Origin of the sequence: Flavobacterium wongokense, from assembly GCF_021608265.1 — a bacterium.
In the GTDB taxonomy this organism is placed as follows: domain Bacteria; phylum Bacteroidota; class Bacteroidia; order Flavobacteriales; family Flavobacteriaceae; genus Flavobacterium; species Flavobacterium wongokense.
Genome location: NZ_JAKIHP010000002.1, coordinates 166,270 through 191,581, shown reverse-complemented (window position 1 = coordinate 191,581; position 25,312 = coordinate 166,270). Strand labels below are relative to the sequence as shown.

22 protein-coding genes are annotated in these 25,312 nt (G+C 38.5%); 6 read left to right on the top strand and 16 right to left on the bottom strand.

Annotated elements, in window-relative coordinates:
- The 3 genes from L1S31_RS06930 to L1S31_RS06920 all read right to left on the bottom strand — a co-directional run bounded on the left by L1S31_RS06930 (window position 1) and on the right by L1S31_RS06920 (window position 4,858).
- Window positions 1-2,295 (bottom strand): hypothetical protein, encoded by a 2,295-nt coding sequence (locus tag L1S31_RS06930; RefSeq protein ID WP_236463913.1) that lies wholly within the window; start codon window positions 2,293-2,295, stop codon window positions 1-3.
- Window positions 2,255-3,292 (bottom strand): hypothetical protein, encoded by a 1,038-nt coding sequence (locus tag L1S31_RS06925; protein ID WP_236463911.1) that lies wholly within the window; start codon window positions 3,290-3,292, stop codon window positions 2,255-2,257. Before L1S31_RS06925 ends, L1S31_RS06930 begins: the two co-directional genes overlap by 41 nt.
- Window positions 3,293-3,394: 102 nt before the next feature.
- Window positions 3,395-4,858, bottom strand: a complete 1,464-nt coding sequence (locus L1S31_RS06920) for an aminoacyl-histidine dipeptidase (RefSeq protein WP_236463909.1) — start codon at window positions 4,856-4,858, stop codon at window positions 3,395-3,397.
- Between the two features lie 97 nt (window positions 4,859-4,955).
- On the opposite strand from L1S31_RS06920, the gene L1S31_RS06915 reads away from it, so the two are divergent.
- Entirely contained in the window at window positions 4,956-6,017 is a 1,062-nt protein-coding gene (locus L1S31_RS06915; protein ID WP_236463906.1) for a DUF3810 domain-containing protein, read from the top strand.
- A 115-nt stretch (window positions 6,018-6,132) separates the two neighbouring features.
- On the opposite strand, the gene L1S31_RS06910 is transcribed toward L1S31_RS06915, so the two are convergent.
- The 10 genes from L1S31_RS06910 to L1S31_RS06865 all read right to left on the bottom strand — a co-directional run bounded on the left by L1S31_RS06910 (window position 6,133) and on the right by L1S31_RS06865 (window position 16,501).
- The gene (locus tag L1S31_RS06910) at window positions 6,133-6,669 is read right to left on the bottom strand and encodes a DUF8465 domain-containing protein (protein WP_236463904.1); all 537 of its coding nucleotides are present in this window, start codon (window positions 6,667-6,669) and stop codon (window positions 6,133-6,135) included.
- Window positions 6,662-6,850, bottom strand: a complete 189-nt coding sequence (locus L1S31_RS06905; protein ID WP_236463903.1) for a hypothetical protein — start codon at window positions 6,848-6,850, stop codon at window positions 6,662-6,664. Before L1S31_RS06905 ends, L1S31_RS06910 begins: the two co-directional genes overlap by 8 nt.
- 77 nt (window positions 6,851-6,927) lie before the next feature.
- Window positions 6,928-7,404 carry a hypothetical protein gene (locus tag L1S31_RS06900; RefSeq protein ID WP_236463901.1) on the bottom strand — a complete coding sequence of 159 codons (477 nt, stop codon included), beginning with the start codon at window positions 7,402-7,404 and terminating at the stop codon, window positions 6,928-6,930.
- Window positions 7,405-7,435: 31 nt separating this feature from the next.
- Window positions 7,436-8,680 carry an ornithine--oxo-acid transaminase gene (gene rocD, locus L1S31_RS06895; protein ID WP_236463899.1) on the bottom strand — a complete coding sequence of 415 codons (1,245 nt, stop codon included), beginning with the start codon at window positions 8,678-8,680 and terminating at the stop codon, window positions 7,436-7,438.
- Between the two features lie 349 nt (window positions 8,681-9,029).
- Complete coding sequence (locus L1S31_RS06890) at window positions 9,030-9,440, bottom strand: DUF1003 domain-containing protein (protein WP_370637870.1); 411 nt, start codon at window positions 9,438-9,440, stop codon at window positions 9,030-9,032.
- Window positions 9,441-9,530: 90 nt separating this feature from the next.
- Window positions 9,531-9,941, bottom strand: coding sequence for an OsmC family protein (locus L1S31_RS06885; protein ID WP_236463897.1), 411 nt, complete (start codon window positions 9,939-9,941; stop codon window positions 9,531-9,533).
- 88 nt (window positions 9,942-10,029) lie between these two features.
- A complete protein-coding gene (locus L1S31_RS06880) occupies window positions 10,030-13,584 on the bottom strand; it encodes a DUF1697 domain-containing protein (protein WP_236463895.1) in 3,555 nt (1,184 codons plus the stop codon).
- Window positions 13,585-13,691: 107 nt separating this feature from the next.
- Window positions 13,692-14,228 carry a DUF1697 domain-containing protein gene (locus tag L1S31_RS06875; RefSeq protein WP_236463893.1) on the bottom strand — a complete coding sequence of 179 codons (537 nt, stop codon included), beginning with the start codon at window positions 14,226-14,228 and terminating at the stop codon, window positions 13,692-13,694.
- On the bottom strand, window positions 14,228-15,601 hold the full coding sequence (locus L1S31_RS06870; RefSeq protein ID WP_236463890.1) for an RCC1 domain-containing protein: 1,374 nt from the start codon (window positions 15,599-15,601) through the stop codon (window positions 14,228-14,230). Before L1S31_RS06870 ends, L1S31_RS06875 begins: the two co-directional genes overlap by 1 nt.
- 147 nt (window positions 15,602-15,748) lie before the next feature.
- On the bottom strand, window positions 15,749-16,501 hold the full coding sequence (locus L1S31_RS06865) for an FRG domain-containing protein (protein WP_236463888.1): 753 nt from the start codon (window positions 16,499-16,501) through the stop codon (window positions 15,749-15,751).
- Window positions 16,502-16,750: 249 nt separating this feature from the next.
- Here L1S31_RS06865 and rlmD point away from each other — a divergent pair, with 249 nt between their 5' ends.
- From rlmD to L1S31_RS06850, 3 genes are read left to right on the top strand one after another with little or no spacing between them, the layout of a single operon-like run.
- Entirely contained in the window at window positions 16,751-18,166 is a 1,416-nt protein-coding gene (gene rlmD, locus L1S31_RS06860) for a 23S rRNA (uracil(1939)-C(5))-methyltransferase RlmD (RefSeq protein ID WP_236464435.1), read from the top strand.
- Between the two features lie 7 nt (window positions 18,167-18,173).
- Window positions 18,174-18,668: a DUF6452 family protein gene (locus tag L1S31_RS06855; protein ID WP_236463886.1), complete on the top strand. Its 495-nt coding sequence runs from the start codon at window positions 18,174-18,176 to the stop codon at window positions 18,666-18,668.
- Complete coding sequence (locus L1S31_RS06850; protein WP_236463883.1) at window positions 18,640-19,422, top strand: DUF6048 family protein; 783 nt, start codon at window positions 18,640-18,642, stop codon at window positions 19,420-19,422. Before L1S31_RS06855 ends, L1S31_RS06850 begins: the two co-directional genes overlap by 29 nt.
- A 63-nt stretch (window positions 19,423-19,485) precedes the next feature.
- On the opposite strand, the gene L1S31_RS06845 is transcribed toward L1S31_RS06850, so the two are convergent.
- On the bottom strand, window positions 19,486-19,719 hold the full coding sequence (locus tag L1S31_RS06845; RefSeq protein WP_236463882.1) for a hypothetical protein: 234 nt from the start codon (window positions 19,717-19,719) through the stop codon (window positions 19,486-19,488).
- Between the two features lie 10 nt (window positions 19,720-19,729).
- Complete coding sequence (locus L1S31_RS06840; RefSeq protein ID WP_236463880.1) at window positions 19,730-20,311, bottom strand: glutathione peroxidase; 582 nt, start codon at window positions 20,309-20,311, stop codon at window positions 19,730-19,732.
- A gap of 356 nt (window positions 20,312-20,667) precedes the next feature.
- Here L1S31_RS06840 and L1S31_RS06835 point away from each other — a divergent pair, with 356 nt between their 5' ends.
- Complete coding sequence (locus L1S31_RS06835; RefSeq protein WP_236463878.1) at window positions 20,668-21,198, top strand: RNA polymerase sigma factor; 531 nt, start codon at window positions 20,668-20,670, stop codon at window positions 21,196-21,198.
- Entirely contained in the window at window positions 21,198-21,986 is a 789-nt protein-coding gene (locus tag L1S31_RS06830; RefSeq protein WP_236463876.1) for an anti-sigma factor, read from the top strand. Before L1S31_RS06835 ends, L1S31_RS06830 begins: the two co-directional genes overlap by 1 nt.
- A gap of 64 nt (window positions 21,987-22,050) precedes the next feature.
- Here the strand turns inward: L1S31_RS06830 and L1S31_RS06825 are convergent, their stop codons facing one another.
- Window positions 22,051-25,254: a cytochrome c biogenesis protein CcsA gene (locus L1S31_RS06825; protein ID WP_236463873.1), complete on the bottom strand. Its 3,204-nt coding sequence runs from the start codon at window positions 25,252-25,254 to the stop codon at window positions 22,051-22,053.
- Between the last annotated feature and the right edge of the window lie 58 nt (window positions 25,255-25,312).

Genomic DNA, 25,312 nt, shown 5'->3' with positions numbered 1-25,312 from the left:
TTATCTTCTGGAATTAAAATAAGAATCCAGGTTCATGCAACTGGAGAGTTCCGAATAATAATCGGGATAGGCTGCTTTCATTTTGGCAAAATCATCCGGGTAACCAAATTCAGCATAGTCAATCATACGTAGGCATAGCGCTTTAAACTTGGGAGTTTTTGCCTGGTCAAATGCCAACTGATAATAATGCTGTGCCAACTGGCTTGTCCGGTATTCCTTCTCATCGATATAGGAAACATCATAATAACCTTCGTTATAACTTGAAGAACTGCTTTGGTAACGACGCATCATCCAGGAATTCCCGCTACAATCCATATTCAGGAAACAATTGGCTGCAAGGAAATAATAATAATCCCTATCGGCAGTTTTTGGATTGTTGGCTTTCTTAAGATAACTTATCAAATGCTCGGTCACTGAAAGTTTGGTCACAATGAATTTCTCTTTATGCGGAATAAAATCTTCAGTGTATTTGAAAGAGTAAAACGGATTTTGATCAAACTGGAGTTCTTCCTTGTATCGGTCGTGTTCCCACGGATTGTAATTTTCCTCCCAATATTTTTTAGACAGCGAACGGAAGGTTACCAAGGCTTTATTCAATTGGTTTTCCCTCAAGTATTTGGTACCCAGCAAATCGGTTAGGTAATTTTTATCGGATAACAAATAGTGATACAGTTTCTTTTCAAAATCATCGCTGATATCAGTATTTAATTTATTCACAATAACCTGCATCTGGTTGGCAGAATACACAAAATCCAGATAATCAAAATACTCATAAAAGTAACTCAGGTTATCGGTCGTTTTCAAACGATTGCCCTGCCACTCTACTCCTGTCGAACCTTCACTGTACATATAATATTGGTTATCTTTATTGATACTGCTGATCATCGCCATTCCATCAGGAAGGTTTCCTAAAAACTCCAATTCCCTTCCCAGTGCAAAAACAAAGCGACTGTTGCTGTTGTATTTTAGGTAAATCGGTTTTACTTCGTCCTTTACAATTGCTTTTCCATAAGGCTGGTTTGCAGTAAGGCAGAGTGCTTTTATCTGCTCCACTTCTTGAAATATTTTTTCGTTGGAATGTTGTTTTTGAAAAGCGTCAACTTTAGCCAGGCATTCGTCAAACTTCCGGGTCATGAATAACAATTGGATTTGCGCTGACTTCCACAAAACCCGGTTATTCACTTTTGAAAAATCGACGGTATTGACAAAATCGAGCAATTCCTGAGCATAGAGCCTGTCTTTTTCAGAGCGCTGGCGCAGTACTTCTGTGGTAATTTTGTCTTCAGTGCCGCTCCAATAATAATTGGTTTCCTCTATAGAAGGCAGGTAATTGGAATAATAAGGCGTATAAATCCAGTCTTCAATTTTGTTGATTTCACGTAAAAGCAGGAAATCGAGTATCCTTGAATTGGCATTATTGCCGTACATAATTTTGAGGTTCTCCAAATTCCTATCAGTCTTTTGTGCCGAAGCATACGCATAGCAATTAGCCACGTCGCTTTTGGTTTTGGCCTGCGCCAAAGCTTTTTCCAAAGAAAAACTCTCATGGAAATAATGATACACCGCCAAGGCTTTTTCGGGAGAATACGCAAAAAGGTTCGCGATTTTTACATCACGGTCAGCATCACTCGAAAAACAGGTAAAGTACAAACTCCAGTAGTACAGATAATCTTTTTTTGAACCCTTGAATGTTTCCTCAAAAATGGCATTTATCGATGTGGCATCGTTGGTATAATAACAAAAGCGAATGCACTGAAAAGCATATTTACGCTTTAGGTAATCACTGCTTTCAGCTTTGTAAGCAGCAAATAACTCGTCATAAAACTTTTCGATTTTAGCTGAATTATCAATTCTTTTTCGTTCCCAGACATCTTCGGTTTGCAGCGTATTGAAATCTTCGCATTTTTTGGAAAACATCAGGTAACGCAGCGCTTTTGATTTTTTGTTTTTATACAGATAATCCAAAAAAGCATTGCCACAGCCTGCACTGATATCGGTAAGTTTTAAATGGTAATTGAACTTTTCAATTTCAGAAAGCGGCACTTTCTTTTGGGCAAAATTGTACCAATCCAAAATATTGCTTTCGTAAAAGCTTGTTGTCCGTTCTTCATCGGAATCATAGCCATAAAGTCCAAACTGATTCGCATTGTAATAAAATGGGAAATAGGCATTGAAATTGAAATAATCGGGATGGAACAGGCAATACCGGATATCTTCGCCATAAGGCGAATAACCACATCCAAAGCTATTGATGCTACTTAGTAAAAGCAGTATAGAAACCGTTAATTTCTTCATTGGAATATTGATTTAGGATATGTTCGTCTAAGTGAAATAAAGCAATCGTACAGCCGTCCTTTAAAACGACGTTCTTTTTGATTATGGCTATCGCATCATTGATGAGTTTGGCATTGATTTCCTCGCATTTGAGCTGGTCACCTTTTCGGAAATAGGTTTCGTAATTCAGTGACGTATCTTTGGTAACTTCGTACCACAATGGTTTTATTGGTTTGGCAAAGGTTTTTATTTCCTTGGAACCCAAGGTCAGCAAGCCCGAAAAATGATTGTTCTGATACCAATGCGTCCAGCTGTAAATGGGCAAAGCCACATCCAACGGCAACGGATATTCCTTTTTGAGGTTCAGGTAGGAATCGAGTTCCTTTAAATCGAGAATCGAATTTTTATCGCCATCACTCAAAGGTTTTACCAAATTATAACACATCAAGGTTGCTTTATCAACTGGCGGCGTTCCCATGATTTCAGGGTATTTGTAAGGATACAAACGCAGCGTGCAACTGATTTCGCGCTTGGAAAGTTCCTTTATTTTTTTGAGTAGGTAAAAATATTTCTCTTTAGTAGTTTTGGTCCAGTCGCAATCAATCTGGATTTCATTGGCGACCGACGTGTTTTCAAATTTCTCCTTGCTGTATTTGTCTGTCAGGAACACAATATTGTCGGCAAGTTTGTCTAAATCGTGTTCCTTGTTGTACTGAAAAATTTCATTCTTGATATAAATGGTCGGGATAATGGTAAGGCTGTCAATCTTTTCCCTGTTGTATTCCCCGATTTGGGTTTTATCCAACGGATAATTCCCCATTGCTTCAGAATAGTCAATTTCAAAGTATTTTATATACAACTTATTGGCATGGTAAAATTTCAGGGCAGTGTTTTCACCGCTATCCAGATAGCTACTTTTCCAATAGTAAAAAGCACGTTCCACTTTGGCCAGTTTCCTGTCTTCAGAGCAGGAAAAAAGTAGAACCGAAATCATTCCGAGAAGCAAGATTTTCTTCATTTGTCAGTGTTTTTGTGATAACGTAAAATTCGTACTAAAAGTATATAATTTCCCAAAATAATTTTCAATAAAAAAACCCGCTTATTGCTAAGCGGGTTTCTGTTATTTCTTTACTGGTATGTTTGCCAAAATCTCCAAATAAAACTTCCAGAATTTCTGCGATGATTTAATTGAAGCTCTTTCATCAGGGCTGTGCGCTCCGTGGATTGTTGGCCCGAACGAAATCATATCCATACCCGGATAATTGGTTCCTAAAATCCCACATTCCAAACCTGCGTGGCATGCCACAACATTTGGTTTTGCTCCGTTTTGTTTTTCGTAAATGTCAACCAGGACATCCAGGATTTCCGATTTGACATTTGGTGTCCAACCCGGATAACTTCCTGCAAATTCCACTTCGCAGCCAAACAATTCATAAGCCGAACGCAAGGCATTTGCCAAATCAAACTTAGAGCTTTCCACCGAAGAGCGCGTCAGGTTTTGGATGGAAATGTTTCCGTCTTTTACCACAACTTTTGAAATATTATTCGAAGTCTCCACCAAATCAGCCATATCGGCACTCATTCGGTAAACGCCATTGTGCGCAGCATAAATCGAGCGAATCAACCCTTCCTGAACACCTAAATCCATTACTTTTTTAGGCAGATCGCCTTTTACGATTTCAATAGCAAGATTTGGCTCAGTGGTTTTAAATTCAAATTTAATATCATTGATGATTTCCTGCATATCAAACACAAAAGCCTCATCGTACATTCCGGCTACAATAACTTTTGCCACACTCTCACGTGGAATAGCATTACGCAGGCTTCCTCCGTTGATTTCAGCAATCTGCAAACCAAAATTCTCAAATCCGTCAAACAATAAACGGTTCATGATTTTGTTGGCGTTGCCCAAACCTTTATGGATATCCATACCCGAATGCCCACCATTCAAACCTTTCACAGTAATTGTATAACCCACAGAACCTTCAGGAGTTTCCTCTTCATTATAGCTTCTTGTTGCGGTAACATCTACTCCACCGGCACAGCCAATATCAATTTCATCGTCTTCTTCCGTATCCAAATTCAAAAGGATTTCACCTTTTAGAATTCCGCCTTTCAAATTTAATGCGCCGGTCATTCCGGTTTCCTCATCAATGGTAAACAGTGCATCAATGGCAGGATGCGGAATGTCCTTGCTTTCCAAAATTGCCATGATGGCTGCTACTCCTAGTCCGTTATCCGCGCCAAGCGTGGTTCCTTTGGCACGAACCCAGTCACCGTCAACATACATGTCGATTCCCTGAGTATCAAAATCAAAATTGGTATCGTTGTTTTTTTGGTGCACCATATCCAAATGCCCTTGCAGGACAATGGTTTTGCGGTTTTCCATTCCTTTAGTTGCCGGTTTGCGGATGATTACGTTTCGGATTTCGTCTTCAAAGGTTTCCAATCCAAGGCTTTCGCCAAATTTTTTCATGAATTCAATTACTCTTCCTTCTTTTTTAGATGGTCTCGGAACTGCATTTAGGTCGGCAAATTTATTCCAAAGCACTTTGGGTTCAAGGTTTCTGATTTCCTGGCTCATTATATAGTATTAGTTAAATTTTCAAGAGCACAAAGTTACAAAGTTTAACTTCTTCAGAAATTAATTAGTCATTATATTTACATTTTAAATCTGCATAGTGAAACGCAAATACATTCTTCCTCTTTTCCTGTTATTCCAGATCATTTTCCTAAAGGTTTTGGCTTTCTTTCCTGAAGTCATTGAGCGTTATTACAGCAATGGTTTGTATGCTTTCACTTCAAAGGTTGAGCGATTCCTTTTGGGTTGGATTCCGTTTTCGGTTGGAGATGTTTTATATGGATTGCTGATTATTTATCTACTGGCTTCCATTTGGAAAAACCGAAAAACCTGGCGCAGTGAGTGGAAAGATAATCTTTTGGAAATCGCAGGCGGCTTTTCCATTTTCTATTTTGTGTTCCACATTTTATGGGCGCTGAATTATTATCGCGAACCTTTATTTGAAAAAATGAGGATCCAACGTGAATACACCAACGAGGATTTATATGCCTTCACCGAAAAACTGATTGTAAAAACCAACGAAGTACAGCTTGCCATTACACATAACAAAAATCAAAAGGTAATCAATCCGTATTCGCAGGACAGCATTTTCATTATGACGCAGAACGGTTATGATAACCTTGCCAGAATACATCCTTATTTCAAGTATGAAATTCCAAGCCGGAAGAAATCATTATTCAGTCTGCCACTGACTTATATGGGATTTGGCGGTTACCTGAATCCGTTTACCAATGAATCTCAGGTCAATTACAAACTGCCGATGTATGGTTTCCCAAATGTAATCTGCCACGAAATGGCGCATCAGATTGGTTATGCCAGCGAAAGCGAATGCAATTTCATTGGTTTTATGGCGTGCATCAAAAATGAGGATTTGTATTTTCAATATTCGGCTTACTCCAATGCGCTGCGTTACTGCCTGGAGAATGTATTTTTGAAAGATGAAGCAAAATTCAAGGCTTTAAAGCCAAAAATAAATCCGGGAATCCTAGCCAATTACAAGGAAAGTGAGCTTTTCTGGAGGCAGTACGACACTTTTATCGATAAAGGTTTCCATGCTTTTTATGATCAATACCTAAAGGCAAACCAGCAGGAAGAAGGCATTGACAGTTACAGTAAGTTTGTCGATTTGTTGATTAATTACTATAAGTTGGAGAAATTATAAAGTAGCAAAGTAGCAAAGTAGCAAAGTAGCAAAGTAGCAAAATTATAAAGTGTCAGAAGCATACAAAAGAAAAGCAAAAAAACTTTGGGACTCTGCTACTTTGGAACTTTGTGACTTATTTCGCATTCTGCTTAAAGTAAACTTCTGTTGCGCCTTGTCCATACTTCTGATAATTAGCATCTTGAAAAACAACATTATCGTACCTTCCCAACAGGAAGTCAAGGTCTGATTTCAACACGCCTTCACCAACTCCGTGAATGAATACAATCTTTGGGATTCGGTTTTTGATGGCAAATTCGATATGGTATTTTGCCGTGTCAATCTGTTTGGTCAGGATGTCATAATTGTTCATCGATTTGTGGTTTTTGACCAGTTTCTCGATGTGCAGGTCAAATTCAGGAACAGGGATTTCCTTTTTTGATTTTGGAGCTTTGTTGCTATAGTTGGGCTTCACAACTTCCTTCTCGCTTATCACCTGGTTTTTGTTAAAGCTGAAATTCATCGGATTGCTTTCAATCCTGATGAGCTCATTAATTTTAAACGTCAGGTTGAAACCATCCGTAGTTTCAATAGTAACATCAGAACCTTTGACATCAACCACAATTCCGTCAATCGCATCATCCAAAACCGAAACCTTATCGCCTTTATTCATCTTCGTCCTCCATTTCTTCTTTCTTATCCTTACTCGGAACTTTTGAGGTCAATACCATCATTCCATACATAAACACCGCAACTGCTGCGCACAAGATATAAATGTTGGGTTTGTCTTTGGATTGCTCAAACAAACCAACAATGATTGCCACGAACATTAAAGGAATAAGAAGTTTTTTCATTGTATGGATTTTCACTTCTTCAAAAATAAAAAAACCAGCTGAATAAGCTGGTTTTAAATGATTATATTTTAACTTGGTTAGAGTCCCGAGCTTGCATACGAAGCGGCGAAACCAATCAAAGCAATAATTCCGATTACATAAAGCGAAAGCATTACAATCGTAAATATCCCTAAATATTTGTGGTGTGATTTCAAATTCACCAAAGCATTGCTCAACACTTCTTCCCTTCCGCTGTCCAAAGCATCTTTAGTGCCTTTGGCATAATTGAACAAATAATAAACCGGGAAGAAATTAATAAGTCCAAATACAAAGTAAATTATCCCAATATAATTTTTAATCTTCATGAAAGGATTGTCCATACCCAATTGTGCATAAGGATCATTTGGTAAGTTTGCAGGCATAGCCGACATAACAATAGTCATGAAAACTCCTGCCATTACCATCAATCCGATGAAAATGAATCCGACAATCGCTAAAAACATGCACCATTTGGCACTTTCCCTCAGCGCCTGAACAGCTAAATGGTCTAAACTTAATTTGTTTTGGTCTTCCATAAATAGATTGTTAGATTTTTAGATTGTTGGATTATCTTTCAAATTGCTTTAGTGTTTTGATGATGATTGAAACGCAATCCAATAACTGCTCTTCATTCATTACCAAAGGTGGTGCAAAACGGATAATGTTTCCGTGGGTCGGTTTTGCCAGCAAACCATTGTCGCGCAAAGCCATGCAGATGTTCCAGGCCGTATCGCTTTCTTCGGTGTCGTTGATTACAACTGCATTCAGCAAGCCTTTTCCACGAACCAGAGTCGCAATGTTTGAGGTTTCAATATATTTTGCCAATTCGGAACGGAATATTTTTCCTAATCTCTCAGCATTCTCAGCCAGTTTTTCATCTTTTACAACATCAAGTGCCGCAATGGCAACAGCTGCCGCAACCGGGTTTCCACCAAAAGTAGAACCGTGTTGTCCCGGTTTGATGACATTCATAACCGAATCATTTGCCAAGACTGCCGAAACAGGATAAGCTCCACCCGAAATGGCTTTACCTAAAATCAAAATGTCAGGCTGAACGTTTTCGTGGTTTACTGCCAATAATTTCCCGGTACGTGCGATTCCGGTTTGAACTTCATCTGCAATGAACAATACATTATTTGCTTCGCACAAAGCTTTGGCCTTCGCCAGATAACCTTCGCTTGGCACATAAACCCCGGCTTCACCCTGTATTGGTTCTACAAGGAAACCTGCAATATTTTTTGAGGAAGTGATGGCTTTTTCCAAAGCATCGATATCGTCGTAGGCAATTTTTATGAATCCTGCTGTGTAGGGGCCAAAGTTTTTACGGGCATTTTCATCATTTGAAAACGAAATGATGGTTGTAGTCCTTCCGTGGAAGTTTCCGTCACAAACAATAATCTGCGCTTCGTTTTCGTTGATTCCTTTCTTTTCGTAAGCCCATTTACGACAAAGCTTCAAAGCTGTTTCCACCGCTTCAGCTCCGGTATTCATTGGCAATACCTTATCAAAACCAAAATATTTGGTAATATATTCTTCGTAAACTCCTAATTTATCATTGTAAAAAGCTCTCGAGGTAAGCGTCAAAGTCTGCGCCTGCTCCAACATGGCGCCAACGATTTTTGGATGGCAGTGCCCTTGGTTTACTGCTGAATAGGCTGACAGGAAATCGTAGTATTTTTTTCCTTCCACATCCCAAACATAAACCCCTTCTCCTTTGCTCAAAACTACCGGTAACGGATGGTAATTGTGCGCACCATACTTGTTTTCTAAAGCAATTGCTTCGGCTGAACTCATTTTTTCTAAAACTGACATAATCTTTAATTTGTACCCAAACTCGTTATGGGCTATTCCAAAATATCAATTCCTTCTTATTGGAGAGAAATCATCCATTGTTAGCAAAAGTAAAATATAATTATGAATTTAAAGTATATTTTACGGATTGTTCATCCGCCTTTCATGCCTTCTATAAATGCCTGCCAATATGAAATACAATATCATACCTATAAATAAAGCGCTAAATTTAACTTTCCAGTCTGTTAGATTGGCTATAATCTTGGTTACAATCTTGCTTATAAAACCAGAAAAAATCAAACAAATGATTAGTCTTTTCCAGACATTATCTATTAATACCATATTACACAGTTATTTATATAATTCGTAATTACTTCTTTTCTTCCAATTTATAATGCTTTATAAGCATATCCAGCTTTCGGTTGATCTCGCAAATCTCCATTTCCGATTTGAGGTTGATTTCGAAATCCTTTTTTGCACGTTCACGGTCCTTGTCTTCCTGCCGGTTTTGGCTCATCATGATGATAGGCGCCTGTAGCGAAGCCACACACGATAATATCAGGTTGAGCAGTATAAACGGATACGGGTCAAACTCCTTGTTTACGTAAATAAAGACATTGACGCCAATCCAAATCACTATGAATATCAGGAATGAAATGATGAATGTCCAGCTGCCGCCAAAATCGGCGACTTTATCTGCTACCCTTTCTCCAAAAGTGCGGTTGTCTATTTCCTCTTCTTCAGAAATTATCTTCTTAGCGAGTTCTTTTTCCAGATTCATATTGATAGTATTTTTAGTGCTAATTTAAATAAAAAAAGCCTCATAACTTTAAAAGAAATGAGGCTTCATTTATGTAGATTATTGGATTCGTTATACCAAGGTTGCTGATGAGCTGATTTCGGTATTCAATAATTTTGAGATTGGGCAGTTTTTCTCTGCTTTGGTTACCAATTCCTGGAACGTATCGTTGGAGATTCCCGGGATTTTGGCTTCTACGGTCAAAGTAGAACTCACAATGCTTCCGTTCTGGAAATCGATGACACATTTCGTTTCAATGCTGTCTGGTGTAAATCCGGCTTCGCCAATAAATGCTGAAAGCTGCATCGTAAAACAACCCGAATGTGCTGCGGCTACCAATTCTTCCGGATTGGTTCCCACACCATCTTCAAAACGGGAACCGAATGAATATTGTGTATTGTTTAATGTGGTACTTTGGGTGGTAAGTGCTCCTTTTCCTTCTTTTAAGGAACCTTTCCAAACTGCGGTTGCATTTCTTTTCATGGTGTTATGTTGATTAAAATTGTTGTCAAATGTAAGGATTGAATCAGTCCCTAAAGTTACGAAATCATTGTTATTAATTATACTATTATTATTTCTCCTGGAACATTTGGTATAATTTTTCTATCGTATCCCAATTCCGCATAGTTGAAATTACGTTCAGGTTTTCTTCTATCCAATTATTATTGAGTTTGCTCTCTGCTTTCGATGTAAGGTATTTTAAATAAATGCGTCTTCCGTCGAATTGGATCTTATCGGGCTCAATGAAGCTCAGGTCAAGCTTTGCAGCTGTTTGGCTGGAAACCTTATTGGAAATAAATGAAACATAAAGGTTTTTTAAATCAGCATCTTCTTCCCTGAGGAAATGATTGTTCTCTAAACAGGCTTTTATATCTTCTTTGGTAGCTATGAGTATCGGTACATCCAGGCCAAACGATTCCATTACTGTTTTGCTGATAATATCAGAAACTATATTTTGATTGGGTTCACCAGAATCAATAAATACATTTCCTGACTGAATATAAGTGCGTACATTGACAAATCCTGCAGCTTCCATTGAATGCTTTAAATCACCCATTTTTATTGACTTATTATCAGGAGTTTTAACGCCGCGGAATAATGCAAGATAAGTGGTCAGGTTGGTCTTTTTATCCAATTCCCCTTTTATCTGCCTTTGTAATATTTTTTTAAGTTCCGCTGGCATATTCAAATCAAAATCCAACATGTCTCCATTGAAATTATTTTTAACCACCTGTTCCAGGAACCAATTGATCTGCTTCCATGCATAACTGATATTCCCGAAATCGGAAACCGGTTTTGCCCTATAAGGAAGAGCGTTATATTTTCCCAAATTTATTTCAGGATCGTCTGTAATCCATCTACAATGATCTACAATGATAGGCAGTAAAATCTGTTTGCCACCTTCTTCTTTTCTTTTTAATGCAGGTCTGAGTTCATTTTCTATAATATATGGCGTATCATAAAATTTATCCGAACACATAAAACAGATGATATCGGCGCCTTCACTCTCTTCCTTGATTTTTTTATCCACCTCGTCGCCCGGAATCATGTCGGTACAAAACCAAACGCTGATAAGATTATCCTGCAGTAATGTCTTTAAGCTCCTGGTAAATGAAAGCACCCAGTCTAAATCATCTTTCGAATAGCTTATGAATATCCTTTTCTTTCTGTTTGTTTCAAACAGGAAATTGAAATGCTTTACAGCCAACGGGTTCTTTTCTAACGAAGTTATTTTTTCGTAACTCCCTTTATAAAACGCCGTGGTCCTGAATTTTAAAGGCCTTATGGATTTACTTTCAACCAATTCCTCTCCAATTACTTTCAGCCCATTGGTTACAAACCTGTAAATGTATCCGGGATTTTTACCCTGGATTTTTATCAGTATCCTTTTTTTCTTCCAATTTTCGCTTACTTCGGCATACGTTCCCTTATAATTAAAGATAACACTGTCTGACCATTTATGGCGGCTGTCAATTTCATTGCTATGCCTAATCATTAATTTGTGCAGTATTCCTGCCGGCATATATAAATCGTAAGTAATTTTAAACAGATAACATTCTTCATCTTTAGAATGTTCACTAACCAATTTATCAAAAACATCCTGCTGGTCCTCACTTTTTTTGGCAAATAATGAGGGTATGAAATACGCCGTATTGTTTCTCTCGTCTTTTCCTATATAGCAAATTTCGAAAGCCCGCATCAATTCGGTTAAATCCTTAAATCGATCCTTAGGGTATTTTGCTCCTTTCCATATTTCATCAAAATCCTTGAAAACTCCATAATTATTGCGGATATGGTTTTTCTTCAGCACTCTGTAAGCCGCCTCTTTAAGCCATTCCGGATTTAAGATTACCAAGTGCTTCAGCCTGTCGATTTTTCCAAAATAGGTAATCGTACCGATGCTGTCAAGAATCCTAATCCAAATTTCAATGGCTTCATCATCCATTCCGTTCTTTTTGCAGATTTCATCAAAATAATCCCTTGTTATAAAAGGGACTTCGTGGTTCCTCATTTTTTCAAACTCCGCTTTAGCCATCATCCAGGAAACAGGATATTCACTAAATATGTCTGAGCCCAATTGCGTCAATACTTTTTTGATTAGTTCCTCGAGCACATCCATATTGGAATTATCCTTGCAACTCACCTGTATGAACTCGGGATACATATTAGGATATAGTTTCCTGTAGCTGCTTTCATTTAACGGAAGTACACCAACATCCGTTTTGTTGCGTACATGTATTAACGGACTGTATTTTTCCTTGTCGGTATCATTCCTGTAAATCATTACAAAAGGATACCAAAAATCAAAATCGATGTATTCATCATTGTGGTTGATGGTCTGGTCGTCATGCGAAGTAACATAGACATATATGGAATTCCTGGCACAAAAAAACTGCTGCACAGTCCTGTATTCACCCTGTCCGCCAAAATCCCAAATATTAAACTTGAATTTGATAGGATTATTTTCCTTTTGGATTATGGTGTCCCATTCAAAAACATCCATTCCATGAGTACTTAATTCCGGTAGTTTATCCTCTCTATTCATCAGCTTTGTCCTGATGGAGCTTTTACCAACACGGCCATTGCCAATAAAAATCAGCTTGGCCTCATTTATAGGCAATGTCTTTGCAGGCTTTTTGGTTTCTATAGGCTTCCCTAAACTTTCTGTTGTTTTAGGAGCTGTGTATTCCTTTTTAGGTTCGTTTGGGATTTTGGGGCTTTTTACTGTTTTTTTTCCTTTAATCCGTCCAAAGATTTCTTCAGGTTCATCAATCGGCCCTTCAATCTCAATGCCAGTCCAGTCCTGGCTTTCCATGTCCTTATAGTACTTAAGGACTTGTTCCCTGCCCTGCTCAAAAATCAATTTAGGAGGCCTAACCAAAGGATTGATTAGGTTTTTCCTTGAATCAATAAAAAAATTGCTGAGTTCAATGGGTACAATTCCAATCTGATTATAATCCAAATCAAGGGTTTTGAGGTTTTTTAAATTAATCAAAGGAAAGATATCTTTAATTTGATTTGAGGAAAGGGATAGATTCCTCAGGCTGGTTAAACCTTCTAAAAATGAGACATCCTCTATCCCATTCTTTGTAAGCGAGAGCGTAGTAAGCCTTTTAAAATTAATAAAGCTGGGGATGATGTTTATTTCATTGAAACTTAAATCCAATTCGGTTAAAAACATTAATTCCTTAAGGCTTTCAATGCTTCTAATTTTATTATTATTGAGTATCAGTGTCTCAAGATTGCGTAATTTTTGGATTGGTGAAATATCGGAAATGCTGTTGCTGCCTAGATGCAGGTATGTGATTTTATCACAGTTTTCAAGGAAATCAATATTGACAATATTGATATTATTCTTTATATTAAGCTTAACCAAACGCTTTAAAATTCTAAGTGGCAGGCAATTCGTTAGCTTATTAAAGCTTAAATCCAATTCGAGAAGCCTGGGGAATGCACTTAAATCAGGTAGTACCTCCAAATGATTTTTACTTAAATTAAGTATAATGACTTCATTATTTTCGTCAACGCAGTAAGAATTCCTGCCTACGGTTTTTGCTGGATTGCCTTTTGTAAGGGTGGTATTCAATTCCTCTTCTAATCTTAAAATACTTTCAGATATATCCATAACCATCACATTTAGCCAAACTTACAAAATTCCTACAATAAGTTTTGTATTTCCTTACTAAAATTTTGAGGGTGGATTATGTCGATAGATAAAAGGCCTTTTTAAGATTACTCCCGGAACATTTGGTACAACTTATTGGTGGTATTCCAATTTCGTGTCGTAGAACTTACCTTCAGTTTCTTCTCGATGATTTTATTGTCAAGTTTGGTGTTCGCAGCACTGTCGGCATATTTCAAGAACAAAAAACTTTCCTTCACTTCAAAAACATCACCTTTAAAATCCTGATCCTTTAATTCCTGAATGCTGTTTGGCGTGGGTTTCTCTGTTAAAAAACAAACATACAACTGCTTGGTTTCTTTGCCTTCCTTATAAAACGGATTGTTCTCCAAAGCGAATTTCAAATCGGCTTCACTTACCATAAAAGTGGGTACATCGTGCCCAAAAACCTTGAAGATTTCCTGCTTTATCATAAAACCAACCTTAGCCGAATCTTCATTCGAATCGACAAAAACATTCCCCGAATTGATATAGGTGCGTACATTGTTAAACCCAATGGCTTCGAGTGCTTTTTTAAGCAGATCCATCTTAATCATTTTGTGCCCTGAAACATTGATGCCACGGAGCAATGCGAGGTGGGTTTTCATTAATCCTTGATTATTTTTTCTACAATTGTCCCTTTGGGATTTTTTAGGTGAACCAAATAAACTCCTGTCTGCAAATCACTAACCGAAATTGCCGTATTGGATGACTGCAATTTGATACTTTGCAACAGCTGTCCCTGTAAATTATATATTTCTGCAATCGTATTATTATAGTCGTTTAATTGAATGGATAATTGTTCGTGGCAGGGATTAGGATAAACCGAAACACTATTTTCGATAGTATGTTCCTCAGTTTCCAAGGCTACAAAACATACCCCATTTACCTGTACAGGTGCATGTTTGTCAATCAAGGTTCCGTCGCCAAGCTGTCCGGCATTGTTCAATCCGGTTGCCCAGGATGTAAAATTGTTCTTTAGGAAAAGTGAATGGTACTTTCCGGCAGCTATTGCTGTAATGCCAGTCAGTCCCGCTATCTGGAACGGAGTATGCCTTTGGGTGGTTGTTCCGTCTCCAAGCTGTCCATAATTATTATCTCCTATTGCCCAAACGGTACCGTTATTTTTAAGGAAAAGCGAATGCAGGAATCCACCACACATTGCTGTGATGCCGCTAAGTCCGGCAATCTGGAACGGCGTGTAATTCATACCCGGATTGGAAGCGCCCATTTCTCCGTATTGATTAGACCCAACCCCCCATACCGTTCCGTCGCCCTTAAGGAAGAGCGAAAAGGTAGCTCCCGCAGAAATCTTGGTGATTCCTGTAACATCAATCTGTACCGGAATATTGGTGCCGAATAAGGGTGCGTTTCCTACCTGTCCGTAGTAATTACCACCTGTTGCCCATGCGGTTCCGTCATTCTTCAGGCAAAGGGTATGGAACATACCTGCACTGATAGCTGTAATTCCGCTAAGCCCGGTCACCTGCACCGGAGTGCTTTTATCTACAGTGGTTCCGTCGCCCAATTGTCCTCCGGTATTCCAGCCAACCGCCCAAACGGTCCCGTCACTCTTTAGGAAAACCGAATGATTGTCACCCACCGCGATGGCAATAATATTGGTAAGTCCCACTACCTGCACGGCAACGCGTTTTGAAACAGTGGTTCCATCGCCAAGCTGGCCATAACCATTGCTACCGCTGGCCCAAACAGTACCGTCATCCTTAAGGTAAACCGTATGCGAATATCCTGCACCCACCGCTAAAATCCCGGTAAGCCCCGAAGCGTTGGTCGGAATCTTTCTATCCGTAAGGGTGTTATCCCCAAGCTGGCCTGAAAAATTAGTCCCTACGCCCTGCACTATTCCTGCTGTACATACAAAATGCGAATGATTGCCGCCTGCTGCGATGGGTTGGGCGTAACTGAATCCGGCAAGGCACAAAAGCATTGCGGTTATAATATGAAGTAGTTTATGTTTCATTGTATTTTTTAAAAGGTCAAATGTATTAAAAACCGCCGTTATTTGTATCCTTTATTTCTACGCTGATGATATGGATGTTTATGTGGTCAACATTCAACAATAGACGTCGCGCCAGTCAAATATCGAAGGTATTAGTTGTAGTTTGGATTAGTATTTTTCTATCATTAATGTTTTATTACAGTAATTACCTGTACCTATTAAATCTGGAAATAAAGTCAAATCATTAATATTCATTCTATTCAAAAACTTAAGAAACTCTATTCTGTCTTGAGAGCTTTTTTCTTCAATCTCAATTCTATAAATAGCCGTAAGGTCTGCCTTATGTTTAAAATTTTTGTTTATATGTTCTACAATATCAATTTTCCCTTTTGTTATTGTAAATAACCCTCGCTGATTGATTAATCTAGGATTTTCATCATTGTGTGAATAAAATAGTTCTATTTTGTCATCTGAATGTTCAGTAATATAATCAGTAGCAATGGAATAAATAACTCTTTTATTAGGGAAAGAAAAATTTTCAACTTGAAATGCAAAATATGCCGCAATAAAAGGTGATTCAGTCCAATCCAACAAAGGAGTTGCAAGTCCATTGTGTTGACCTATAGCCCACCAGTCATTCTCAGAAATCAATTGATTTCTGTGTTCAAATTTTAATCGTCCTCTTGAAAAATATTTAAACTTTTCTAAATGCTCATTTCTTCTTTTCAAATATTCTTTGGAGTTAATTGGTATGAGCCTGTCAAAAGTTGATTCTAATTTCCAATTACTATCTTGATGTCCTCGAAAAATATATTCTGTACTACTTAGGAAATCTTGGTTAACAAAATCTGCAAAATGTTTCCAAGAAGATAATTCTACTGTACATAGCCCATCTTTGTTTATTCGATTCCATTTGCTCATAAGCTAAAATTGTATTGTTAAATCCTGTTAATTTGTTCCTACTCAAATCAAACTCTCAATTTGAGTAACAATCAAATATAATAATTTACTCTAACAACTATCAAAATTTCCATAATTCATCAAAGGATAAAGCATAGATACTCCATAGACAAAGCATAGATAATGCATACATAGTGCATGTAGAATGCATTACTTCCTTAATTCAAAATTTAAAATTCAAAATTTAAAATAATGCCTTATTTTTGCGCCATGGGAAGAAAACAAACCAACAAAGTCATTTTTGAAAACGTAACCGTACTTGATGCCGGAGCCAAAGGCGTATCGGTGGCAAAAGCACCCGAAGGCCAGGTAATCTTCATACCCAACGTCGTTCCGGGCGATGTGGTAGACGTGCAGACCTTAAAGAAAAGAAAGTCCTATTTTGAAGGCAAAGCCATAAAGTTCCACTCCTATTCTGAAAACCGCATTGAGCCGGTCTGCCAGCATTTTGGCGCCTGTGGTGGCTGCAAATGGCAGAATATGAAATACGAACAACAATTATTTTACAAAAACCAGGAAGTTTATAATAACCTGAAACGCATTGGCAAAATTGAATTGCCCGACTTTGAACCGATATTGGGTTCTGAAAAGCAATTTTTCTACCGCAACAAAATGGAGTTTGGATTTTCGGATACGCGTTGGTTAAGCGATATCGAAATCAAATCGGAAGACCAATCCTTAAGTAAAAAACCTGCTTTGGGTTTTCACATTCCAAGGATGTGGGATAAAATCCTGGATATCGAGAAATGCCATTTACAGGAAGACCCGTCAAACGCCATCCGCAACGAAATCAAACGATTCGCAACCGAAAACCACATGGAGTTCTTCAATGCACGAAACCACGAAGGCTTGTTGCGCACGCTGATGATTCGGACTGCGTCAACCGGAGAAATCATGGCCCTAATCCAGTTTTACAAAGAAGATAAAAAACAAAGGGAATTGCTGCTCGACCATATCTACGCAACTTTTCCACAGATTACGTCTCTACAATATGTCATCAACAGCAAAGCGAATGATACGCTGTACGACCAGGACATCAAACTGTACAAAGGCCGTGATTACATACTGGAAGAAATGGAAGGCCTGCAGTTTAGCATCAATGCCAAATCGTTTTACCAGACCAATTCAGACCAGGCATACGAATTGTACAAAATCACACGCGAATTCGCAGGGCTAACCGGCAATGAAGTGGTTTATGATTTATATACGGGAACCGGAACCATTGCACAATTCGTTTCCAAAAAAGCAAAAAAGGTAATCGGCGTTGAAGCCGTTCCCGAAGCGATTGCTGACGCCAAAGAAAATGCAAAACGCAACAATATTACCAACTGTGAGTTCTATGTTGGCGATATGAAAAATGTATTCAACGACGCTTTCATAGCACAGCATGGCCAACCTGACGTGGTCATCACCGATCCGCCAAGAGACGGAATGCACAAGGATGTTGTGGAGCAGTTATTAAAAATTGGTGCCGATAAGATTGTATATGTTAGCTGTAACTCGGCTACACAGGCAAGGGATTTGGCGTTGATGGACGAACATTACAAAGTGACACGCGTTCGCCCTGTGGATATGTTTCCGCAGACGCACCATGTGGAAAATGTTGTACTTTTGGTAAAAAGATAAAATTTAAATGAAAAAAATACTTGCCCTATTATTAATTGCCATAGCCTTTTCAAGTTGCGAAAAGGACGACATCTGCACCGAAGAAACCACACCACGGCTGATATTGGAATTTTATGATGTTTCCAATCCGGGAACATTGAAAAATGTAGTCAACCTTAAAGTCAAGGGAGTTGGGGCGTTCAATGATTTGGATTTGGGAACCTTTAATGGCAGCAAAGTTGAATTGCCCTTGAAAATTGACGATTTGATGACCAAATACAGCCTGATATTAAACAGCACCGCTGCAAATCCTAATGAAGACGTACTCCAGTTTGACTATACCCATGAGGATGTATTTGTATCAAGAGCCTGTGGTTACAAAACCATCTTCACACTGAATAATCCTAACGGGGTTACACTAACCGATTCGGCAACACCGGACACATTCTGGATGCAGGATGTCAACGTTTTAACACCAAACATCGAAACTGAAAATGAAACACATATCAAGATTTTATTTTAGCCTATTCTTGGTATTGCTTTCATTTACAGGCAATGCACAGGAGGAAATAAACTTTAAACCCGCAAAAGGAACAGCCGGAAAGAGCGTAGAGAAAACAGACAGCATTCCGGTAAAAAAGGAACGTTACGGTTTACGTGTGGGTGTCGATTTATTCAAACTGACTAAATCATTTTACGAAACGGATTATCGCGGATTGGAATTAGTCGGTGATTATCGTTTGACACGAAGATATTATTTGGCGGGAGAAATTGGTAACGAAGACAAGACTGTTGATGATGATATGCTCAACTTTACTACAAAAGGAAGCTATTTAAAAGTTGGTTTTGATTACAATACTTATGAAAACTGGCTCAACATGGAAAATATCATTTCTGTTGGACTGCGTTATGGTGTGAGTAGTTTCACCCAGACGTTGAACAGTTATACCGTTTACAATCCGAACCCATACTTTGGACAGGCACAGGAAATTCCTTCTGGTGAAGAATTTAAAGGCTTATCTGCACAATGGATTGAAGTCGTTGCCGGAATGAAAACTGAAGTGTTCAACAACATCTTTGTTGGATTTAGTGTAAGGCTGAACCGTTTGGTTTCACAGAAACTGCCAAATAACTTTGACAATCTTTATATTCCGGGTTTCAACAGGACTTATAATGGAGATTTTGGCGTTGGGTTCAATTATACCGTTTCGTATTTCATTCCACTTTACAAATCGACGGTAAAAGCAAAAGAGAAAGCGGAAAAGAAAAAGAAATAAGTTATGAATTATAAGTAATTGTTACTATGAATCTTTTTAACCCATAATTCATAACTTAAAAAATTATTTAAGCTCCTTCACTTCCCTGCTGAAAATCCACTTCATAAAAAGCTTCTCACCATCACGTGTTTTAATCGATTGGAATTTGGGTGCCAATAACGTTGATACCACACCCGAAGTTACAGGAATCCAGAATCCGGTTAAACCGGTATACGATTTAATAAGGTAATAAATCGGCAGGAAGAATGCTGCAAAGCTGAGAAAGTTATAAATGAATGCTTTCGTTTGTTTAGACATAACCAGATACTTATTTTCCGTTAATCCAGCCTACAATGGCCGCATCTGTTGGCAATATTCTTGGAGATAATACTTTCACCAATTCACCCTGCTCATTGATCAGGTATTTTTGAAAGTTCCATTCCACTTCGCTGTCCTGCAATCCGTTTTTGCTTTTCTGGGTAAGGAATTTATAAACCGAATGCATGTCATCCCCTTTTACCGATATCTTGCCCATCATTGGGAAAGTAACGCCGTAATTCATTTCACAGAATTTGGCAATCTGGTCATTGCTTCCAGGTTCCTGTGCGCCAAAATTATTGGCAGGGAAACCTATGATGACAAAATTTTTATCTTTATATTTTTCATAAATGGCTTCCAGGTCTTTGTATTGTGGTGTCAAACCACATTCAGAAGCCGTATTGACGATTAGTATTTTTTTACCTTTAAGTGAGGCAAAGTCGAATTCCTTGCCGTACAAATCGGTTACCTTAAACTGATAGATTGTTTCCGTTTTTATTGGTGCTTGTGTTTCCATTTTTTTATTGTTTTGCGCCTGATTCTGGCAGCTGAATAGCGTTAATATTGTTACGAATAGAGAGAACTTTTTCATACATAATTTTTGATAAAATTAATGATAATTTCAAGAGTTACTGTTATACATTCCTTAAAATTGTAAACAAAAAAGAACCCAGCGTCTAATCATCCGCTGGGTTCCCCTAACAAAACATAATAGAAAACCTTTCTATTACCAAAACCTCGAAAGAAATATTTTCATAGCAAATCTTCCCTGACGTCATATACGCTATAAAAACAGTTAGGGTTTCGTATACCCTACCACTTGACATTCAATTAACGATTTTGAAGCATTGTTTGCAAAAAGGTTTAAGGAAATGTTAAAATTTAATTCTATATTTAACAACTGTTTAAAGGCAAAACATTCTATTTTTACAATAAACATTTTAAAGTATGACACAGGAAGAACTATTACCATTGCTCTTAAGAAAGGAAGAAAGGGCATTTACCCTTTTATACGATATGTATTCCAAAAGCCTTTTTAGTATCATTACTAATTTGATAAGCGACCGTGAAGAAGCCGAAGATGTGCTTCAGGAAGTGTTTGTCAAAATCTGGAAAAACATCGAAACCTATAATCAAAGCAAAGGAAGATTATATACATGGATGCTCAACATCACCCGCAACGCTGCGATTGACAAGCTGCGTTCCAAAGGTTTTAACAACAGCCAGAAAAACCTATCCTCTGATAATTTCGTACATCTGTTGGATGACAGCAACAAGCTGACCAATAGGATAGACAGCATTGGACTAAGGGAATTTGTCAACAAACTCAAGCCAAAATGCATTCAGTTAATTGACCTGCTGTTCTTCAAAGGATTCACGCAACAGGAAGCTTCGGATGAATTAAAAATGCCGCTTGGAACTGTTAAGACCCAAAATCGAAATTGTATCAACGACCTACGAAATTTTTTAAAAGTGTAATGGAAAGTAAAGAATATATAGAATCAGGAATATTGGAACTCTATGTTTATGGTTTGCTTAGCGAATCAGAAAATGATGAAGTTGCTGCAATGTCCAATAAAAACCCGGAAATAAAGACTGAAATCCTCGCTATTGAAAAGGCAATCATAAACCTGTCAAGTAGCTTCTCTCCTTTTATTTCGCATAGCCAGTTCGAAAAAATCAAGGCACAGCTCGAGCTGAAACACGGAAAAGTCGTAACCATGAGAGACCGAAGCAATTGGTCTGCTTACATAGGATGGGCTGCTTCAATACTACTACTAATCGGAATTGGCTACCAATATTCAAAAGTGAACCAGGCGAACAATCAGGTGGCAACGATAGAAAAGGAAAAATCAAAATTACAGGAAACTGTAGTAGATTTGGAAACAAAAAACAAGCAAACAGAAACCGTCCTGAATGTGGTTCGTGACGAAACCAATACTGTAGTAGCTCTTGCCGGACAGGCTGTAGCGCCAACTGCCAAAGCAAAAATATACTGGAACAAACAAACTCAGGTCGTGTATGTAGACGCCAGCGGATTGCCAACACCACCGGAAGGAAAGGAATACCAAATCTGGTCGTTGAAATTACAGCCACAGTTGACGCCAACCAGCATTGGAACTTTGGCCAATTTCAAAGACAACCGAAGCAAGGTTTTCGCTGTTGAAAAGACAGGAGATGCAGAAGCATTTGGAATAACGCTTGAACCAGCCGGAGGAAGCCCAACACCAACAATGGAACAATTATATACTTTGGGGAAAGTCTAAATCCCACTGTCAAAGTTGACGCAAGTCAAACGGAAAAGTCCCGGTAAATACCGGGACTTTTTTATTATTTCTTTCTGTAATGCTTGCGATACTTCGGATAGGTCAACAAACCAATTATTGAAATCGTTCCCAGGGAATACCAAATCCAGCTTAGTGACTTCGCTTCTCCACTCGCATACGAATGCAGGCCGACCAAGTGGAAGTTTACTCCGTAATAGGTAAACAAAATCGATAGGAATGCATACATTGACATCAGGTTGAACAACCATTTATTGCGCATTGCAGGAACAAAACGCATGTGAATGACAAAAGCATAAACCATGATGCTGATCAAAGCCCAGGTTTCTTTTGGGTCCCAACCCCAATAACGTCCCCAACTCTCATTTGCCCATTGTCCTCCTAAAAAGTTTCCAATGGTAAGCATCACCAGTCCAATCGTTAAAGCCATTTCGTTAATAATTGTAACTTCCTTGATGTGCAGTTCCATTTTGGCTTTGTTCTTTTCGGTAGTGCAAAACATCAATAGTAAAGAGACAAAACCTAAAATCATACCTACTGCGAAAGGCCCGTAACTTGCCACAATTACCGCAACGTGTATCATCAGCCAGTACGAATTCAAAACCGGCTGTAGGTTTGCAATTTCAGGGTCGATCCAATTCGCGTAAGCTGCTGTTAATATCATCGCCGATACAAACGCACAGGAAGCGACCGTAAGTTTGGAGTTGCTTTTGAAGAACAATCCAAAAAACGTATCAAATATGAATTTCCCGGAAAGTGCTGGTTTTCTTTTTTCCCAGGCAAAGGCCAATCCAAAGAACATTGTTGACCAGGCTACATAAACTATCGCTTCATAAGCATTACTCCAAGGCGCATGGCCCGAAATATACCATCTGAAGATTAATGCAACTGTGTGCAGGACAAACAGCAATCCGATTGCTATGTGGGTAATGCTGATTAAAATATTAACTGCTTTCCGCTCCTTAAAAATATTGATCATTACAAATAAAAACATCAAACCTGCAGCAGTTAAATACCAATAAGGCAGTTTTTGCAGCACATCGTATTTATTGTATAATATTTCGCAATCAATTTTTTTATCCGAAGGGCGAACGGCTTTACCAAATTTCTTTTGGTAGTTTTCCATTCCCACCAAATAGGTATTTGCCATCGTATAATCATTGTCCTGGCTGGCTTTCATGACCGAATTCAGATAAGCCGGCAACGCTAGCCTGATCGTATCCAAAGCTGTTCCTGTTGCATGGTTTAATTCCAAAAAGGAAAGCCATTTATTGTTTGGGTCTTTCGGTATTGGGAAGATGCGCAGGATTTTCCCGCTTAATGCCGAATTCAGAAGATTGACTTTCTTATCGGTTTCCACAAAATCCTTTTCGAAGTTATTTGGATTGGCCGCTTTGTAGGCTTCATCGAGATAAGGTGATAATTTATAATTTCCTTTTTCGTCAAAGCAGGAACGGAAGGTTGCATATTTGGCATCAGCCGGAATTCCCAATATCTTGCGGATGCTGTCATTGCCACTTTTGATGTAAATCAATGGTGTTTCAAACCAAACCGTCGGAAACTGCGTCATCGATATAAATGCCTGATCGGAATTCAATCCGTTATACGTGTCCTTGTGGCTTACTTTTCGCAATAATTCAGATGAAAACGTATTGATAGGCTTCATCCTTCCACCTTCATCCTGGATAACCAAACGGCCAAACTGTGCAGCATGCCTTTCGGAAACCTTGTATTTATTAAGAATGGAATCGATTTGTTTTTGCGTTGGCAAAGCGTTGGTATGGTTCGGATGGTTTTGAGCCAATCCGTTAAACGAAACCAGCAAAACAATCATAGCGGAAAGCTTGGCTTTCTTCCTCTTCACATTTTCCAGCTTTCGTTTCAAATCGGTAAAACGCGAACCTTTTACAAACAATATCAGCATTAAGCAGAAGAATAACAAAAAGTAGCCTGCATAGGTTATGGTAGTTCCCCAGAAATCATGGTTCACCGAAAGTACGGTTCCCTTTTCATCAGGGTCAAATGACGCCTGGAAGAAACGATAACCTTTATGATCCAAAATATGGTTCATATAAATTCGATGGTCTTCATTTTTGCCTCCATCCTGAACGGTTACCTTACTTTCATAGGAAGAATAACTTTTTTCGGTTCCCGGATATTTTTCGGCGACGAAATCATTCAGTTTTATGCTAAATGGCAAAGTATAAGCTTTGCTCCCATAACTTAAAGTAAATTCCAACTTGCCCAGCTTGATTGATTTAGGCTCACCCGTTGCTCCTTTCGAACCTACAAGCGTAACCTCTTCTTCCTTTCCACCCGTTTTTACAAGCAGCGTAATGACATCTTCTCCTTTTTTGGCTTTGAAATCACCACTTGGTTTATACGACTTGAATCCTCTTTTAGGCTGGTCGGGAATAACGAATTGCGCTCCGCCAACATTATATAACGAACGATACATCAACGGCTGAACAGAATCCTTGGTTACGGTTCCCTGCATTTTATCAGCCATACGCATGAACTGGCCGTCAAAAGGTGAACTGATGGTGTTGTTTTTGGTGTCGATATTGATGGCTCCTTTTACAAACTTATCTACCGAAAACAAGACATTGTGAATGTCCTGGATTTCGCCTTCCTTCAGCATGTGCTCGTGCCTTGTTCCGCCACCGGATTCTACTAACTTAAGATAAACAGCTCCTTTTGCGTCTTCCTTAATGGTTTCCTTCGCATCAAGCACAAAGTCTTTGTATTCAATTTCAAAAGGGATGTCGTCAAACTTTTCATTAATCGAAAAATGATTATTGGTCACTGGAGAAAGCAATAATGGCCTTTCAATAATGCGGCGCATCATTTTGCCTTCGTGGATTCCGTCCACAAAAACACTCAGATTGGTTTTCTCTGATAAGAACTGGTTAGAGCTTTCGCCTTCGCGGATGCGCATCATGCCTTCGTAACTGATGTATCGTGTGATGAACGCTCCTGAAATGATAAGGATAAAAGACAAATGCAGCAGTAATGTAGGCCATTTTTCTCTTTTGTAGAGTTGGTAACGCTTGATGTTTCCAATGAAATTAATCACAAAAAACAACATGATTGCCTCAAACCACCAGGAGTTGTATATCCAAATCCTTGCTGTATCAGTATTGTACTTGCTTTCGATAAATGTTCCGATTGCCATCGCTACAGCAAAACCAATAAACAAAAGCGCCATTAATCGTGTAGAGAATAAAATAGAGTATATTTTCTTTTCCATAAGTTGGAATTGGATTTTAAAAAGTGCTACAAAAATAGCGTAAATAAATAGATTTCTA